This window comes from Microbacterium sp. EG9 (assembly GCF_059759475.1).
The window spans coordinates 2,461,543-2,475,320 of the sequence record NZ_CM186217.1; the positions used below are offsets into that span (position 1 = coordinate 2,461,543).

At 72.2% G+C, this 13,778-nt stretch carries 14 protein-coding genes and 1 tRNA gene; 5 read left to right on the forward strand and 10 right to left on the reverse strand.

Features of this window, described 5'->3' with window-relative positions:
• Nucleotides 1-51: 51 nt before the first annotated feature.
• Nucleotides 52-189 carry a hypothetical protein gene (locus AC6CQV_RS11595; protein ID WP_157831551.1) on the reverse strand — a complete coding sequence of 46 codons (138 nt, stop codon included), beginning with the start codon at nucleotides 187-189 and terminating at the stop codon, nucleotides 52-54.
• 373 nt (nucleotides 190-562) lie between these two features.
• On the opposite strand from AC6CQV_RS11595, the gene AC6CQV_RS11600 reads away from it, so the two are divergent.
• A complete protein-coding gene (locus AC6CQV_RS11600; protein WP_498259542.1) occupies nucleotides 563-1,933 on the forward strand; it encodes an HNH endonuclease signature motif containing protein in 1,371 nt (456 codons plus the stop codon).
• A gap of 70 nt (nucleotides 1,934-2,003) precedes the next feature.
• On the forward strand, nucleotides 2,004-2,324 hold the full coding sequence (locus tag AC6CQV_RS11605) for a hypothetical protein (RefSeq protein ID WP_498259543.1): 321 nt from the start codon (nucleotides 2,004-2,006) through the stop codon (nucleotides 2,322-2,324).
• Nucleotides 2,325-2,345: 21 nt separating this feature from the next.
• Here the strand turns inward: AC6CQV_RS11605 and AC6CQV_RS11610 are convergent, their stop codons facing one another.
• Complete coding sequence (locus AC6CQV_RS11610) at nucleotides 2,346-4,196, reverse strand: DUF2207 domain-containing protein (protein WP_498259544.1); 1,851 nt, start codon at nucleotides 4,194-4,196, stop codon at nucleotides 2,346-2,348.
• A gap of 50 nt (nucleotides 4,197-4,246) precedes the next feature.
• Here AC6CQV_RS11610 and AC6CQV_RS11615 point away from each other — a divergent pair, with 50 nt between their 5' ends.
• Nucleotides 4,247-4,675, forward strand: coding sequence for a MarR family winged helix-turn-helix transcriptional regulator (locus AC6CQV_RS11615; RefSeq protein ID WP_101305559.1), 429 nt, complete (start codon nucleotides 4,247-4,249; stop codon nucleotides 4,673-4,675).
• A gap of 51 nt (nucleotides 4,676-4,726) precedes the next feature.
• Here the strand turns inward: AC6CQV_RS11615 and AC6CQV_RS11620 are convergent, their stop codons facing one another.
• From AC6CQV_RS11620 to AC6CQV_RS11640, 5 genes are all read right to left on the reverse strand, one after another.
• A complete protein-coding gene (locus AC6CQV_RS11620) occupies nucleotides 4,727-5,461 on the reverse strand; it encodes an ABC transporter permease (RefSeq protein ID WP_498259545.1) in 735 nt (244 codons plus the stop codon).
• Nucleotides 5,458-6,225 carry an ABC transporter ATP-binding protein gene (locus tag AC6CQV_RS11625; protein ID WP_498259546.1) on the reverse strand — a complete coding sequence of 256 codons (768 nt, stop codon included), beginning with the start codon at nucleotides 6,223-6,225 and terminating at the stop codon, nucleotides 5,458-5,460. The genes AC6CQV_RS11620 and AC6CQV_RS11625 overlap by 4 nt, the downstream gene beginning before the upstream one ends.
• Nucleotides 6,226-6,241: 16 nt before the next feature.
• A complete protein-coding gene (locus AC6CQV_RS11630; RefSeq protein WP_060959043.1) occupies nucleotides 6,242-6,538 on the reverse strand; it encodes a DUF4287 domain-containing protein in 297 nt (98 codons plus the stop codon).
• Nucleotides 6,539-6,578: 40 nt separating this feature from the next.
• Nucleotides 6,579-7,616 carry a DUF2804 domain-containing protein gene (locus tag AC6CQV_RS11635; RefSeq protein WP_492490840.1) on the reverse strand — a complete coding sequence of 346 codons (1,038 nt, stop codon included), beginning with the start codon at nucleotides 7,614-7,616 and terminating at the stop codon, nucleotides 6,579-6,581.
• Between the two features lie 116 nt (nucleotides 7,617-7,732).
• Nucleotides 7,733-8,188, reverse strand: a complete 456-nt coding sequence (locus AC6CQV_RS11640) for an Hsp20/alpha crystallin family protein (protein WP_060959041.1) — start codon at nucleotides 8,186-8,188, stop codon at nucleotides 7,733-7,735.
• 296 nt (nucleotides 8,189-8,484) lie between these two features.
• On the opposite strand from AC6CQV_RS11640, the gene AC6CQV_RS11645 reads away from it, so the two are divergent.
• Nucleotides 8,485-9,474, forward strand: coding sequence for a putative endonuclease domain-containing protein (locus AC6CQV_RS11645; RefSeq protein WP_498259547.1), 990 nt, complete (start codon nucleotides 8,485-8,487; stop codon nucleotides 9,472-9,474).
• 86 nt (nucleotides 9,475-9,560) lie between these two features.
• Here the strand turns inward: AC6CQV_RS11645 and AC6CQV_RS11650 are convergent, their stop codons facing one another.
• A complete protein-coding gene (locus AC6CQV_RS11650) occupies nucleotides 9,561-11,060 on the reverse strand; it encodes an L-serine ammonia-lyase, iron-sulfur-dependent, subunit alpha (RefSeq protein WP_498259548.1) in 1,500 nt (499 codons plus the stop codon).
• Between the two features lie 47 nt (nucleotides 11,061-11,107).
• Here AC6CQV_RS11650 and AC6CQV_RS11655 point away from each other — a divergent pair, with 47 nt between their 5' ends.
• Nucleotides 11,108-12,997 (forward strand): alpha-amylase family protein, encoded by a 1,890-nt coding sequence (locus tag AC6CQV_RS11655; RefSeq protein WP_498259549.1) that lies wholly within the window; start codon nucleotides 11,108-11,110, stop codon nucleotides 12,995-12,997.
• A gap of 8 nt (nucleotides 12,998-13,005) precedes the next feature.
• Here AC6CQV_RS11655 and AC6CQV_RS11660 read toward each other — a convergent pair whose 3' ends face one another.
• Nucleotides 13,006-13,536 carry a DUF4395 family protein gene (locus AC6CQV_RS11660; RefSeq protein ID WP_060959082.1) on the reverse strand — a complete coding sequence of 177 codons (531 nt, stop codon included), beginning with the start codon at nucleotides 13,534-13,536 and terminating at the stop codon, nucleotides 13,006-13,008.
• A gap of 140 nt (nucleotides 13,537-13,676) precedes the next feature.
• Nucleotides 13,677-13,749: transfer RNA gene (locus AC6CQV_RS11665), tRNA-Arg, on the reverse strand.
• Nucleotides 13,750-13,778 lie beyond the last annotated feature (29 nt).

The window sequence follows — 13,778 nt, forward strand, 5'->3', positions numbered from 1 at the left end:
ACGCGTGTTGTTCGTCACCGACGCCGGATCGGATGGGAGGGGCGTCCGCTCTCAGCGGGAGAGGTCCACGGGGACGCCGTTCTCCTCCAGCGCGTGCACGAGCTCCGCCACTCCCACGAAGTGCTGCGAGACCATGCCGACACGGCGCGCTGCCGCGACATGGCCGGGCGAATCGTCGGTGAACAGCACGGCGTCGGGGCCGTCAGCCGAGGGTCGAAATGACGGACGACGCCGTCGAGATCGAACAGCCGGAGACGGCAGTTCGAGAGCCGCATGCGACTTTCGTATGAAGTCACGAAAAGGTAACGGAAACCCCTTGTGGGCCGTTACCTGGTCGTTATAGAGTGCTCGCACGGTAGTTGTTTTGCTGTGGCAGCTACCGGCATGTGATTGCAGGACACTCTTGGTGCAAGGGACAAGGGCCGGTCGGAAGCCTCTCCGACCGGCCCTTACTCTTGCGCGTCTTCCTCCCCAGCCCAGCCGCCTGTGCAGTTATCCACAAACGGATTCTGACCAGCCCTTTTCCCGCTCCGATGTCGGAGGTCCGCGGCAGAATCGAGGCATGGAAGACACCGATCCGCTCACGCCGCCGGACGACCGCGCGCGCCTGAACGCGATCCTCGACGGCCTTCTCGACGGGCGCCGCCGCATCGCCGCGCTACAGGCCGAGGAAGCCGAGCTGCTCCATGCCGCCCAGGAGTTCGCGCTCGCGCGACACGACGCCTTCGCGGCCGATCGCGATGCGCCGGACGACCTCCCGCTGCGTTCGGTGGCGGCCGAGATCGGCGCCGCGACCCTCCAGTCCGACCGCACGGTGCAGGCGCGGATGGGCGACGCCGCCACCCTGGTCGCGCGCTTCCCGGCGACGCTCGCCGCCCTGCGCGCGGGCCTGATCAGCCGCGCGCACGCGGCCGTCATCGTGGATGCCGGGGGTGCGATCCCCACGGACGACGCGCGCGACGTGTACGAGAGCGCGGTACTCGCCGTCGCCGAACGCGAGACGGTCGGCCGACTGCGTCCCGTCGCGCGACGTCTCGCTCATCCCGTCCCCCTCGACGAACGTCACCACGCGGCTCGTCGCGATCGTCGCGTCTGGGTCGCCGACCGCGACGACGGCATGGCCGAGCTCGGCCTCACCGGTCCCGCGCACCTGATCCACGGCGCGTTCGACCGGCTCACGCAACTCGCGCGCGCCGTCACCGACGCCCGCCGTCGCCCGCCCGCCGTCGATCCGGCGAGCGCCACGACCGCGCTCGCGGCCGCCGACACGACTCGACCCACGGCCGACGGCGAACCGCGCGACGCCCTCTTCCCCGCGGAAGACGGCGCGTCCCCCGACACGCGACGCCTCGACGAGGTGCGCTGCGACGTCGCGCTCGACCTGCTGCTGAGCGGGCACGCCACGAGCGAGGCGAGCAACGCGTCCCTGCCCGAGAGCGCGTCGATCCGCGCGCGGATCCAGGTCACGATCCCCCTCCTCACCCTCGTCGGCGCCGATGACCGCCCCGCCGATCTGGCCGGACACGGCCCCGTGGATGCCGACACCGCCCGGCGCCTGGCCGAGACCGCACCCGGGTGGGACCGACTGTTCACCGCCCCGACCGGCGGGACCGTTCTCGCCGTCGACCGCTACCGCCCGAGCAACGAGCAGCGCCGCCTCCTCCGGGCACGCGACGAGCACTGCCGCTTCCCCGGATGCCGCCAGCCCACCCCACGCTGCGACATCGACCATACGATCGCCCGAGAGCACGACGGTCCGACGACGGTGGCGAACCTCGCCCACCTGTGCCGTCGCCACCACACCCTCAAACACCACTCCGCGTGGCGGGTCCGGCAGCGGCCGGACGGCACCCTCGAATGGACCAGCCCGGCCGGGCGCACCTACGACGATCGCCCCGCGCGCTCGCTCGCCTTCGAGCCCGCCCCGTTCTGACGCACCCGCCACCCGCACGAGCCCGCGCCGCCGGCACAGCCCGCCCGCGCGCCCGTGATGGAATGGCACCATGACCGACACCGCGATCTCGCTCACCCTCGACGGCACACCCGACCTGCCGAGCGCGATCCTGCAGGCGCTCTACCGCATCACCGGGCGTTCGACGGTCGAGCTCCGGCGCAGCATCCAGGGCCGGCAGCCGCTGTTCACCGCCGCCCTCTTCGGCAACGCCCACATCGACGTGGTCCCCCGTCTGGAGAAGACGATCGACTACCTCACCGACCTCGGACTGCCGTTCACGCTCCACGAGCACGTCGACGGAGACCGCGACGAGATCGACCTCGCCACCCTCCGCGCCATCCTCGGCGGCGCTGACGGCCAGTTCGCCTGACCGCCGCGGCGAGCGACCGCCTCAGACGCCGCCGCCCCCGCCGCCGCCTCCGCCCCCACCGGCCGAGCCTCCGCCGCCCGATCCTCCCGACGTCGATGACGACGACATCGCCGCACTGGAGAGCGAGCCGATGCCCGACGAGAACGCCGACGCATCGAAAGCCCCCGAGCCGTAGTACCAGTACGGACCCGTCGCGCCGACAGCCGTGTAGAGCACCGCGAGCTGCGCCGACCACTCCTTCTCCTGACCGAAAACGACGGCGTAGGGCAGGAGCTTCTCGTACAGCACCAGCTTCTGTCGCGGGTCGTCCACGTCCACCGGCGCCCGCTCCGCGCCGGAGGGCGACTGCAGCATGCGGATGCGATCGGCCTCGGCCCAGCGGATGAACTCCTCGAGCCCCTTGAGGTGATCGCGCGTCTCGGCGCCCAGCGCGGTCAGCGGCTTGCGGGAGCACATCGCGATCACGACGACCGCGATCGCGACGCTGACACCCAGCACCGTCCACGGCACGGCGGGCTGCACGTACGAGCCCAGCGCCACGAAACCGAGGCCCATCGCGGCCCCCGCACCGACGACCGCCAGCAGGATCGGAAGCCAGCGCGCCCGCGCGGGCACCTGTCGGCGCAGCCCTCGGGCACCGAGCTCTACCTCCGCCGCGGCGAGGATCTTCTGGGCCACCTTCGACAGGCGGGTGTCCTGCGTGCCGAACCGGTATTGCTCCCCCGGCACGCCGTCCGGGAACAGTCCGTCGAGGAGCATCCTGCCGTCGCCGTCCGCCTTCGACGGGTCGACGAGCTCCGCCGCCAGCTTGTCCTTGCCGAACCAGCCGCCGTCCGTGTCGAGGATCCGGATCGAGCCGCGCACGGCCTGCTCCAGCACCTCGGCGGGGATCGCCTTCGACGTCTCGCCGAGCAGCACCGCGCTCTCCAGCGCATCGACGATCTTGGGCGGGTCGTACTCGGCGATGATCGTCGGCCGCCCCGGCTCGTCCGCGAGCTGCCGGCGTCGCGCCCGCACGCCCAGCACGCCGCCGGCGACGGCGAGGAGCCCGGCCACCGCCTGCCCCCACCCGAACGGCGACGCCAGGTAGCCGGTGTCGTAGGTCGAGAAGGTGCCGTCCGTGAAGCCGACCGCCATCGTCAGCGTCTCGTACGGCTGCACGTCGTCCGCGACCGCCGTCACGATCGTGCCACCGCCGGCATCCGGCGACGCGGCGATCGACGCGCACGGCGTCGACGAGTTCTGCACCCCCTGATAGCAGGCCATCCGGCCCGTGAGTGCGGGAGCGAGCTCGGACCCCAGGTGCAGCCGCGCCGTCACGGTGCCGAACACCTGCGGCCAGTCGACGCCGTTGACGTCCCAGTAGAACTCCAGACCGGAGTCCGGGAAGACCCACGTGACGTTCTCGAGCGTGTAGGTCAGCACGAACGTCTGCGTCCCGCGCAGGAACCCGTCCGCGCGCGACACGATCGAGAAGGCGCCGTCCTCGCTGTCGATCTCGCTCGGGCGCGGGGCGCCGTTCTCGTCGGTCACGGACACGAGTTCCGGGTGCAGCGGCTGCCCGTTGTAGGTGGTCGGCAGCGACCGACGGATGCCGTGGTTCTGATCGGCATCCGGGAACTGCGCGACCAGCGTCTCGACCACCTCGAGGCGGCTCGTCCCGTCGTCGGCGCGGGTCAGCGTGTAGTCCGCGGTCATCGACGAGAAGGAGAAATCATCGGCGCTCGTCGGGCGCAGGGCGGGCGCGGATGCCGCGAGCGGACCCGCCGCGGAGGTCGCCGACGCCGACGCCGCCGGACCCACGAGCAGCAGGGCCGCGAGAGCCGATCCGATCCCGACGAGCAGCGCCCGTCCGCGTCGCCGATGCCCCATGCGCTCCACCCTAGGCGGCGGTGCCCGGCCCGCGCACTACAGTGGACGCCATGACCGACCGCCGCCTCGCCGTCGCCGCGTGGGAGAGCCTCTTCCGCGCGCAGCACGAAGTGCTCCGCGAGATCAGCGATGACTTCGGCGAGGACGATCTGACGCAGGCCGAGTACGACGTGCTGCTCACCGTGGTGCGCGGCGACGACAACGCCGCCCGGCTGCGCGACGTCACCGCGAACATGCTGATCAGCCAGCCGAGTGTCTCCCGTCTCGTCGACCGGATGGTCGCGCGCGATCTCATCAGCAAGTGCACCGATCCGCACGACGGGCGGGGCGCCATCGTCCGGGCGACCGACAAGGGCGTCGCCGCGTTCCGCCGCGTCGCGACGGTCCACGGCCGCTCCATCGCCGAGCGGATGTCGGTGCTCAGCGACGCCGAGCTCGAGCAGCTCCAGCGGCTCACGAGCAAACTGCGCGGCGCCTAGGGCCCAGAGGGCTTAGGGGGGCTCAGGGGGCTCAGGGGGCCCAGGGGCGGCTCAGGGGGTGCGCCGCCGCAGGGTGAGGGCGGCGAGCGCGAGGCACAGTACCGCGACCCCGGCGACCACGAGCACCGGCGCCCACAGGTCCCATCCGTCGTCGCCCGCGCGCACGGCGGCGACGGCGTCGATCGCGTAGCTCAGCGGCAGCACGTCGCTGACGGCGCGCAGCACGTCGGGCATCTGATCGCGCGGCAGGAAGAGGCCGCCCAGCAGCAGCTGCGGGAAGACGAGCACGGGCATGAACTGCACGGCCTGGAACTCCGTGCGCGCGAACGCGCTGGCGAGCAGGCCGAACGCCGTCCCCATCAGGGCGTCCACCACCGCGACCAGGCCGAGCTGCCAGATCTCGCCGTCCACCTCCAGCCCGCACACCACGACGGCGAAGGCGACCGTGACGACGGCCTGCACGAGCGCCACGAGCCCGAAGGCGAGCGCGTAGCCGAGGATGACGTCGGCTTTGGCGATCGGCGTCGTCATCAACCGTTCCAGCGTGCCGCCGCGACGCTCGCGCAGCGTCGTGATCGAGGTGACCAGGAACATCACGATGAACGGGAAGACCGCCAGGATGCCGCCGCCGAACTGCGCGAAGACCCCCTCCCGGTCGGAGAAGATCCAGGCGAACAGTCCGACGAGCAGCGCCGGGGCGGCCAGCATGAGCACGATCGAGCGGGGATCGTGGCGCAGCTGGCGCAGGACGCGCGCCGTCGTCGCGCCCACACGGCGTGCGTTCACGGCATCCCCCCGTCGCCCGCCGCGCGCACGAGCGCGAGGAAGGCCGCGTCGGGATCGGTGGCCCCGGTCGCCGCGAGGAACCGCTCCGGCGTGGAGTGCGCCAGCACCCGCCCCTCCCGCAGCAGCACGATCTCGTCGCAGCGCAACGCCTCGTCCATCACGTGGCTCGACACGAGCAGCGTGGCACCGGCATCCGCGAGGGAACGGAAGATGCCCCACAGCGTCTCGCGCAGCAGCGGGTCCAGGCCCACGGTCGGCTCGTCGAGCACGAGGAGGTCGGGCGCGCCGAGCATCGCGACCGCGAGCGAGACGCGTCCGCGCTGGCCTCCGGAAAGGGAGCCCACCAGCCGGCGCTGCTGCGGCCGCAGCCCGACGTCGTCGAGGACGCGCGAGACGTCGCCGCGCGTCGCGCCGAGGACCGCCGCGAAGTACTCCAGGTTCTGGGCGACGGTGAGATCGTCGTAGACCGACGCCCCCTGACTGTCATACGCCACGCGGTGGCGCAGCGGCCGCGATCCGGCCGGCGCGCCGAGCACCGTCACCGTGCCCGCCGCGAGGCGTTGCACCCCGACGATCGCACGCATGAGCGTCGTCTTGCCGCTGCCGCTCGGCCCGAGCAGCCCCGTGATCCGCCCCGCGGCGATGTCGAGGTCGAGCCCGTCGAACACCGCGTCGCGTCCGCGCCGCACCACGAGGCCGCGGACGACCACGGCCCGGGCCGACGCTGCGGCCGGGGCGGACGACACCTCGGGAATGCTCGTCATGGGGGCATTATCCGCCTCAGGAGGCGCGCGCGGGGTTCGTGGCCTTGCCGTCCAGCCACAGCGTGTCGCTCGCATCGCTGTGGGTCGACGCGGTGCCCACATGGGTCGACGCGATCTTCGGGCCCTTCGTGATCACGTGCACGAGAGCCATCGCATGCCCGCGGCCGAGGCCGTACTCGTCGGCGAGCCACGCGACGATCTCCCCGGCCTTCGTGCCGGGGCCGAAGCCCTTCTGCGTCGCCTGCTCCACGAACTGGCGCGGGGTGAGCCCGGTCTTGTCCTCGATGTTGTCGAGATATGCCTGAAACGACATCCGTTTCCCTTCCGGCGGTGCCTCCGCCTCGTGTTCAGCTCTACCAGCGATTGCGGACATCCTCGGCGAAGCCCTCGATGCCGTCGAAGTCGATGACCCCGCCCTCCACGGCGACGCGTCCCGACCACCGGCCGAAGCACTGGTCGGTGCGCGAGGCGACGACCCCGAGGCTGGTCGCCGACCGCTTGTCGAACGCGGGCTCGAACACCGCGTCGAGACCGCCGCCGCGCACCCGCCACGGACGCAGCGGCGTGGCGAGGTCGTAGTCCCAGGCGACGGGGACGGAGATCTTGTGCAGCACGCCGTCGACGACCACGCCGTTCTCGGTCGCCCCCGTCCCATCGGTCCAGCGCCCGCCCACCTGGATGCCGAACGTCCGGCCGTCGGCGAGCAGACCCGACCCGGCGCCCCAGTTCCACGCGACGTCGTACGGCCAGCGGCCCCGCCCGTGATCCAGGACCGCCCACGACCCGGCCGGCACGTCGTGATCGATCCCGTCGAGGGTGAGCGTGCCGGATGCCGGCAGCGCGACGTCCTTCACGGTGTACTGGAAGCGCCGGGACGACCACGGCACCACGACGGCGAGCAGGTCATGGCCGGGCGGCCGGGTCACGGTGATGTCGAACGACGCGGCGGGGATCTCCGCGTGCAGCCGCCAGAGCTGCCCGCGCTCGGCGGGCGCGATGGTCGCCGCGAAGTCGCGATGACGGGCGATCGTGATGCCCGTGCCGAGCGAGCCGGGCAGCGACACCTCGCGCGAGGGCAGGACGGTGGCGTTGCGGGACCACGTGCGTCCGGTGGCACGGTCGCGGATCCACACTTCGTGGACCGCGGCGTAGTCGAGCGACGACACGGTCAGCGACACGATGTGCGTGGGCGTGATGACGTTCCAGTACTCCCACCGCTTGTTGCGACCCCACGACCGCACGAACCGGCCGCGCCCCCGGCCGATGCCGTCGGTGTCGACGAGGGGCCTCCGGCTGAACCCGATCGCGGCCGGGTTCAGCCGGCCGTCGGGGCGCGTGAGGGAGACGGGTGCGGTGAGCTCGCGCTCGTGCGCGGCGGGGAGGTCGGGCATCGGCATCCTTGCTGACGTTCCGGGTCGGGTGCTTCGACACTAGCGCTGTCGACGCGAACCGCCCCGGTCCGAGGCGGACGCGGGGCGGTTCGGGCGGTGGCGCAGGGCGCCGACGGTCACGGCTCGACGGGCTGCGGCTCCTGTGCCGACGCGTGGGCCTGGATCGTGGGCGCGCCGCCGTCGGCGACGACCTGGACCTTGCGCGGCTTGGCCTTCTCGCTCACGGGGATCGTCACGGTGAGCACGCCGTTGCTGTAGGTCGCGGCGATGCCGTCGGTGTCGATGCCCTGGCCGAGGTTGAGCTGGCGCAGGAAGCTCGCGGTCTCGCGCTCGCGCGTGATCCACTTCACTCCCTCGCCCTCGGTGAGGGTGCGCTCGGCGCGGATCGTCAGCAGCTGGCCGTCCACGTCGATGTCGACCGAGCCCGGATCGATGCCCGGCAGGTCGGCGCTCAGCACGTAGTGGTCGCCGTCGCGGTAGAGGTCCATCGGCATCCGGCGCGGTCCGCGGCGCGTGTCGAAGAGGCCCGACGCGATGCGGTCGAGGTCACGGAACGGGTCATACGTGGCCATTGTTCTCTCCTGTTCGTGTATGGCTCTGTGAGTTCTGAAAGTTGAGCCTCATCGACTCAACTAACTTCAGATTAGCACTCACCCCAGGAGAGTGCCAACGGTTCACGCACAGCGAACCCTCCGACCTGCCCGGGCTCAGTTGACGCACGAGCCGGAAACCACGCCACCGTTTCCGGCGTCGGCGCCAACTCGCCGGGCAGCGCCCTCCTCCTCCCCAGACGGCGCACCCGCGCACGTTCTCCACGGGGCCTCGCGGCGCGGCGCGCGACGGCAGCGAATGCGCCCACGCTGAGGGGATGCCGCGCCCACCACACCCGCTTCCGTCGACTCTGCCCCAGGTCTTCACCGCCGCCGATGCGGCGGCGGCGGGCGTCTCCCGCGGACGACTCGCGGCGCGCGACCTGGACGCACCCTTCCGCGGTGTCCGCCTCCGGCGTGAGGCAGACGACGCGGCGACGCTCGGCGAGGACGCCCCGGACGAGATCGCGCGGCGCGCCATCCTGCGTCGCGTCCGCGCGCACGTGCTGGTGCTTCCGCCCCACGCGTTCTACATCGGAACGACGGCGCTCGCGATCCACGGACTCCCCCTCCTCGACGCGGATGCCGCGGCATCCGGCGACCTCGACGTCGCCGTGCCTGCGCCGCACCGTGCGCTCCGGCGGACGGGCATCGCCGCCGTGCAGGTCGCGCCGATGCTCGTCCACTCCACGGTCCGGGCCGGAATTCCCGTCGCGACGCTCGGCTCCACCTGGGCGATGCTCGCCCGTGAGCACTCGACACGCGATCTGGTGGTCATCGGCGACGCGATCATCCGCGTGCCCCGCGACGGATGGGGGCGGCGTGTGCCCGAACGCCAGCTCGCCAGGCCCGAGAACCTGGGTGCGGCCGTCGCCGCAGGACGCCGACAGGGAATCGGGAAGCTCCGGGCAGCACTCCCCCTGCTGCGCACGGGCAGCATGTCGCCGCTCGAGACCGACTGGCGACTGTCGCTCATCGGGACCGGCCTGCCGGAGCCCGAGCTCGACGTCGAGGTGCGCACCTCGGACGGGCGATTGCTCGGCATCAGCGACGGCGCGTTCCGGGCTCACCAGGTCGCCGTCGAGATCGAGGGTGATCACCACCGCACCTCGCGTCGCCAGTGGGCGCGGGACCTCCAGAAGTACGCCGACTACGCGAACCTCGGCTGGGACGTCGTACGCCTGACCTCCGCGCACATCCGTCAGGATCCGTCCCGCGGCGCGGCGCTGGTGCGCGCCGCCCTCGCGCGCCGCGCCGCGCCTGCGTGACCGGCCGCTCGGTGGGCCCGTTCGCTAGAAATGGCAGCACGGTTTGCGGCGCGAGCGCCAACCGAACCGCGGCTGCGAGCCGGTGCTCAGCACTCCACGACGTTGACGGCGAGACCGCCCTCGCTCGTCTCCTTGTACTTCGTCGACATGTCGATGCCGGTCTGGCGCATCGTCTCGACGACGGCGTCCAGCGGCACGTAGTGGGTACCGTCGCCGCGCAGCGCGAGACGCGCCGCCGTCACGGCGGTGGAGGCCGCGATGGCGTTGCGCTCGATGCAGGGGATCTGGACGAGCCCGCCGACGGGGTCGCAGGTGAGGCCCAGATGATGCTCCATCGCGATCTCCGCGGCGTTCTCGATCTGACGGTTCGTCCCGCCCATCACGGCCGTCAGCCCGCCGGCCGCCATCGCGCACGCCGAGCCGACCTCGGCCTGGCATCCGCCCTCCGCACCAGAGATCGACGCGTTCGCCTTGAACAGCGAGCCCAGCGCCGTCGCCGTCAGCAGGAACCGACGGATGCCGCGGCGCCGGTTCGCCTCGGCGAGCGCCTCGGCCGAGGCCACGACCGTCTCCGGCGCGGGATCGGTCTCGCCGTGCAGGCCGAGCAGCGCCGAGCCGACCAGCTCCCCGTACGGCGTGACGGCGTTCGCGGCGCCGATCCCCGAGTCGGCGAGGAAGCGCCACCAGTACATCGCGACGGCGGGCAGGATGCCGGCCGCACCGTTGGTCGGCGCCGTCACGACCCGTCCGCCCGCGGCGTTCTCCTCGTTGACGGCGAGGGCGAACGCGCCCAGCCATTCCCCGGGCAGCTCCCGCCCGGACGCGGCGACCTCCTCCAGCTGCGCCCGGATCGCTCCGGCGCGCCGCTTCACCTTGAGCATGCCGGGGAGCACGCCCTCGGCGTGCAGCCCCGCGTCGACGCACGCGGCCATCGCGTCCCAGATCGCGTCGAGGCCGGCGGCGACCTCCTCCTCGGATCGCAGCGCCTCCTCGTTGCGTCGGGCGACCTCCGCGATCGTCAGACCGTACTCGTCGCAGACGTCCAGCAGTTGCGCCGCCGTGGAGAAGGGCAGGGGCGAGGATGCCGCGGACACGGCCGCCTCCTCGCCCTCGCGGCGGATGAACCCGCCGCCGATCGAGTAATAGGTGTCCTCGCACACCGCCGCTCCCGCGGCATCCCGCGCGACCAGCGTCATCGCGTTCGGGTGACCGGGAAGGCGCGTGCGCGGGGCGAGCACGATGTCGGCGCGCGCGAACGCGACGGCGAGACGTCCGTCGAGCAGCAGGTCCGCCCCGTCCGTCCATCCCGACCACGCGCCGCGCACGAGAGCCGGATCGACCGTCTCGGGCTCGTGCCCCTGCAGCCCCGCCACGACGGCGTCGGGTGTGCCGTGACCGATGCCGGTGGCGCCGAGGGAGCCGTACAGCGCGCACTCGACCCGGACGATCCCGGCTCCCGTCGCGGCGGCGCGATCGGCCGCGCGGCGCGCGAAGTCGCGGGCCGCGCGCAGCGGACCCACCGTGTGGGAGCTCGAGGGGCCCACCCCGATGGAGAACAACTCGAACGCCGAGACGTACGCACTCACGCTCCGAGCCTACGCGCCGGTTACGCTGAGAACTCGGAGGGGGCACCATGACCGCACTGACGAGGCCGGAGGTCGACCTCCGCGCCGCGCTCGAGGCCTGCGAGGGCGCCGGACGCGTCGACGAGGGGTTCCTCTCCCGCGTCGATGCCCAGTTCCCCCGCCTGCACGAGCTCTTCACCCGCCTGTACGGCGATCGCGCCGACGGCCAGGAGCAGCTCGCGGCGACCGTGGCCGCGGCATCCGCGTCGTGGAACGCACGCCCGCTCGATCTCAAGGTGCGCGACGCGCAGCGCGAGGCCGACCCCGAGTGGTTCCAGTCCGAGCGGATGCTGGGCGGCGTCTGCTACGTCGACCGCTACGCCGGCAACCTCGCCGGCATCCGCGACCAGATCCCGTACTTCCGCGAGCTGGGACTGACCTATCTGCACCTCATGCCGCTGTTCGACGCCCCCGACGGCGACAACGACGGCGGCTACGCGGTCTCGAGCTACCGGCGCGTCAACCCGAGCCTGGGCACGATGCAGCAGCTCACCGAGCTGGCGGCCGATCTGCGGCTGGCGGGCATCTCGCTCGTGCTGGACTTCATCTTCAACCACACCAGCGACGAGCACGAGTGGGCGCGCAAGGCCGTCGCCGGCGACCCCGAGTACGCCGACTTCTACCTGATCTTCCCCGACCGTGAGATGCCCGACGCGTACGAGCGCACGACGCGGGAGATCTTCCCCGACGACCACCGTGGCTCGTTCGTGCCGCTGGAGGACGGCCGCTGGATCTGGTCGACGTTCTACCACTACCAGTGGGACCTCAACTACGCGAACCCCGCCGTCTTCCGGGCGATGGCGGGTGAGATGCTCTTCCTCGCGAACCAGGGCGTCGAGGTGCTGCGCATGGACGCCGTCGCCTTCATCTGGAAGCGGCTCGGCACCTCGTGCGAGTCGCTGCCCGAAGCGCACCTGCTGCTGCAGGCGTTCAACGCGGTGCTGGCGATGGCCGCTCCGGGCATGGTGTTCAAGTCGGAGGCGATCGTCCACCCCGACGAGGTCGTCAGCTACATCTCGCCCGACGAGTGCGAGCTGTCGTACAACCCGCTGCAGATGGCGCTGACGTGGGAGGCGCTGGCCACCCGCGACGGACGGCTGCTGCAGCAGGCGCTGGATCGCCGCCACGCCCTGGCGCCGGGCACGGCGTGGGTGAACTACGTGCGCAGCCACGACGACATCGGGTGGACCTTCGCCGACGAGGATGCCGCGGAGCTCGGCATCGACGGCTACGCGCACCGGCAGTTCCTCAACCGCTTCTACACCGGACGCCACGAGGGCACCTTCGCGCGCGGCGTCGCCTTCCAGGAGAACCCCGCCACGGGGGATGCCCGGGTGACCGGGACCACCGCGTCGCTCGCGGGCGTCGAGGCGGGCGATCCCGGTGGCGAGGACCGGGTCGTCCTCGCCCACGCCCTGGCGCTGTCGACCGGCGGCATCCCGCTGCTGTATCTCGGCGACGAGGTCGCGCAGCTCAACGACTACACCTACGCCGACGACCCGGTGCGCCGCGGCGACACCCGGTGGGTGCACCGCGGCAACCGTCCCCGCGACGCGTACGCCCACCGCGGCGATGACACCACGGTCGCCGGCCGCGTCTTCCACCGCCTCACGAAGCTCATCTCCGTGCGCCGGCAGTCGCCGGAGCTCGCCGGCAACGCCCTCCTCCCCTTCCACACCCCGCACGCCGCCGTCGTCGGCTACCAACGGCCGGGCCCCGAGACGCGCATGCTGGTGCTGGCGAACGTGGGGGATGCCGAGGTCACCATCGACCCGCTGACCCTGTCGGGTTTCGAACGGACCGCGTTCGACCCGGTGCACGACGTCGAGGTCGACCTCGACGAGGGCGTCGCCCTCCGCCCCCACGGCTTCGTGTGGCTGCGGGTCCGCCCCGTCTGAGGCTCAGCTCAGGCGCCGAGCAGGCCGCCGCGCGGGCGGAACACCCCGGCGCGGGCCAGCGCGAGGTACAGCAGGCAGCCCAGGCACAGGCCGAAGGCGGCGTTGAGGAAGGCTGCGATGAACGCGGCGGCCGCAGCGATCGGCAGCGCCCACGCGACGCCGGCGACGTGCAGCACGAGCCCGACCGTCACGACGATGAAACCGACGACCTGCGCGAACCGCGGCGGACGCGGGTCTTCGAGGTCGACCGGCGGCCGCAGGCGCGGCCGGATCGCGACCCGGTACAGCGCGCCCCACGGCGCGGTGCGGGGAGCCGCGAAGCCCCACACGAACAGCAGGTCGACGACCAGCAGGAGCAGGAACGCCGGATCGGTGACGCGCTCCCCGGGCGTCGTCGCCGTCGTGGCCGTGGAGGAGCCGACGAGGGCGAGGAAGGTGCCGACCAGAAGCAGGGCGGCGGTGACGGATGCCGCGAACCGCGGGCCGCGCGGATCGATGCCGGCGGGGCGTGCGGTGGACGGGGCGGAGGAGGTGGTCACCCTCACACGGTAGGCGCGATGGCGGCGTACGGGGCCGTCGCCGTCACAGTTCTTCATGCACGAGCGTCGTCATCGACGGCGTCAACGAAGAAGGCCCGCGGCATGCCGCGGGCCTTCTTCGTTGCTGTCTCAACACAGTGTGCGCCCGAAGGGACTCGAACCCCTAACCTTCTGATCCGTAGTCAGATGCTCTATCCATTGAGCTACGGGCGCAGTGTCGGCACCTCGTCGAGGGCCGAGGA

Bases quoted from the DNA above. Each gene is read 5' to 3' on its own strand.
- AC6CQV_RS11615 (WP_101305559.1), top strand. From the start codon at position 4,247: ATGACCGACCGCCGCCTCGCCGTCGCCGCGTGGGAGAGCCTCTTCCGC.
- AC6CQV_RS11645 (WP_498259547.1), top strand. From the start codon at position 8,485: ATGCCGCGCCCACCACACCCGCTTCCGTCGACTCTGCCCCAGGTCTTC.
- AC6CQV_RS11610 (WP_498259544.1), bottom strand. From the start codon at position 4,196: ATGGGGCATCGGCGACGCGGACGGGCGCTGCTCGTCGGGATCGGATCG.
- AC6CQV_RS11630 (WP_060959043.1), bottom strand. From the start codon at position 6,538: ATGTCGTTTCAGGCATATCTCGACAACATCGAGGACAAGACCGGGCTC.
- AC6CQV_RS11655 (WP_498259549.1), top strand. From the start codon at position 11,108: ATGACCGCACTGACGAGGCCGGAGGTCGACCTCCGCGCCGCGCTCGAG.
- AC6CQV_RS11605 (WP_498259543.1), top strand. From the start codon at position 2,004: ATGACCGACACCGCGATCTCGCTCACCCTCGACGGCACACCCGACCTG.
- AC6CQV_RS11625 (WP_498259546.1), bottom strand. From the start codon at position 6,225: ATGACGAGCATTCCCGAGGTGTCGTCCGCCCCGGCCGCAGCGTCGGCC.
- AC6CQV_RS11600 (WP_498259542.1), top strand. From the start codon at position 563: ATGGAAGACACCGATCCGCTCACGCCGCCGGACGACCGCGCGCGCCTG.
- AC6CQV_RS11640 (WP_060959041.1), bottom strand. From the start codon at position 8,188: ATGGCCACGTATGACCCGTTCCGTGACCTCGACCGCATCGCGTCGGGC.
- AC6CQV_RS11635 (WP_492490840.1), bottom strand. From the start codon at position 7,616: ATGCCCGACCTCCCCGCCGCGCACGAGCGCGAGCTCACCGCACCCGTC.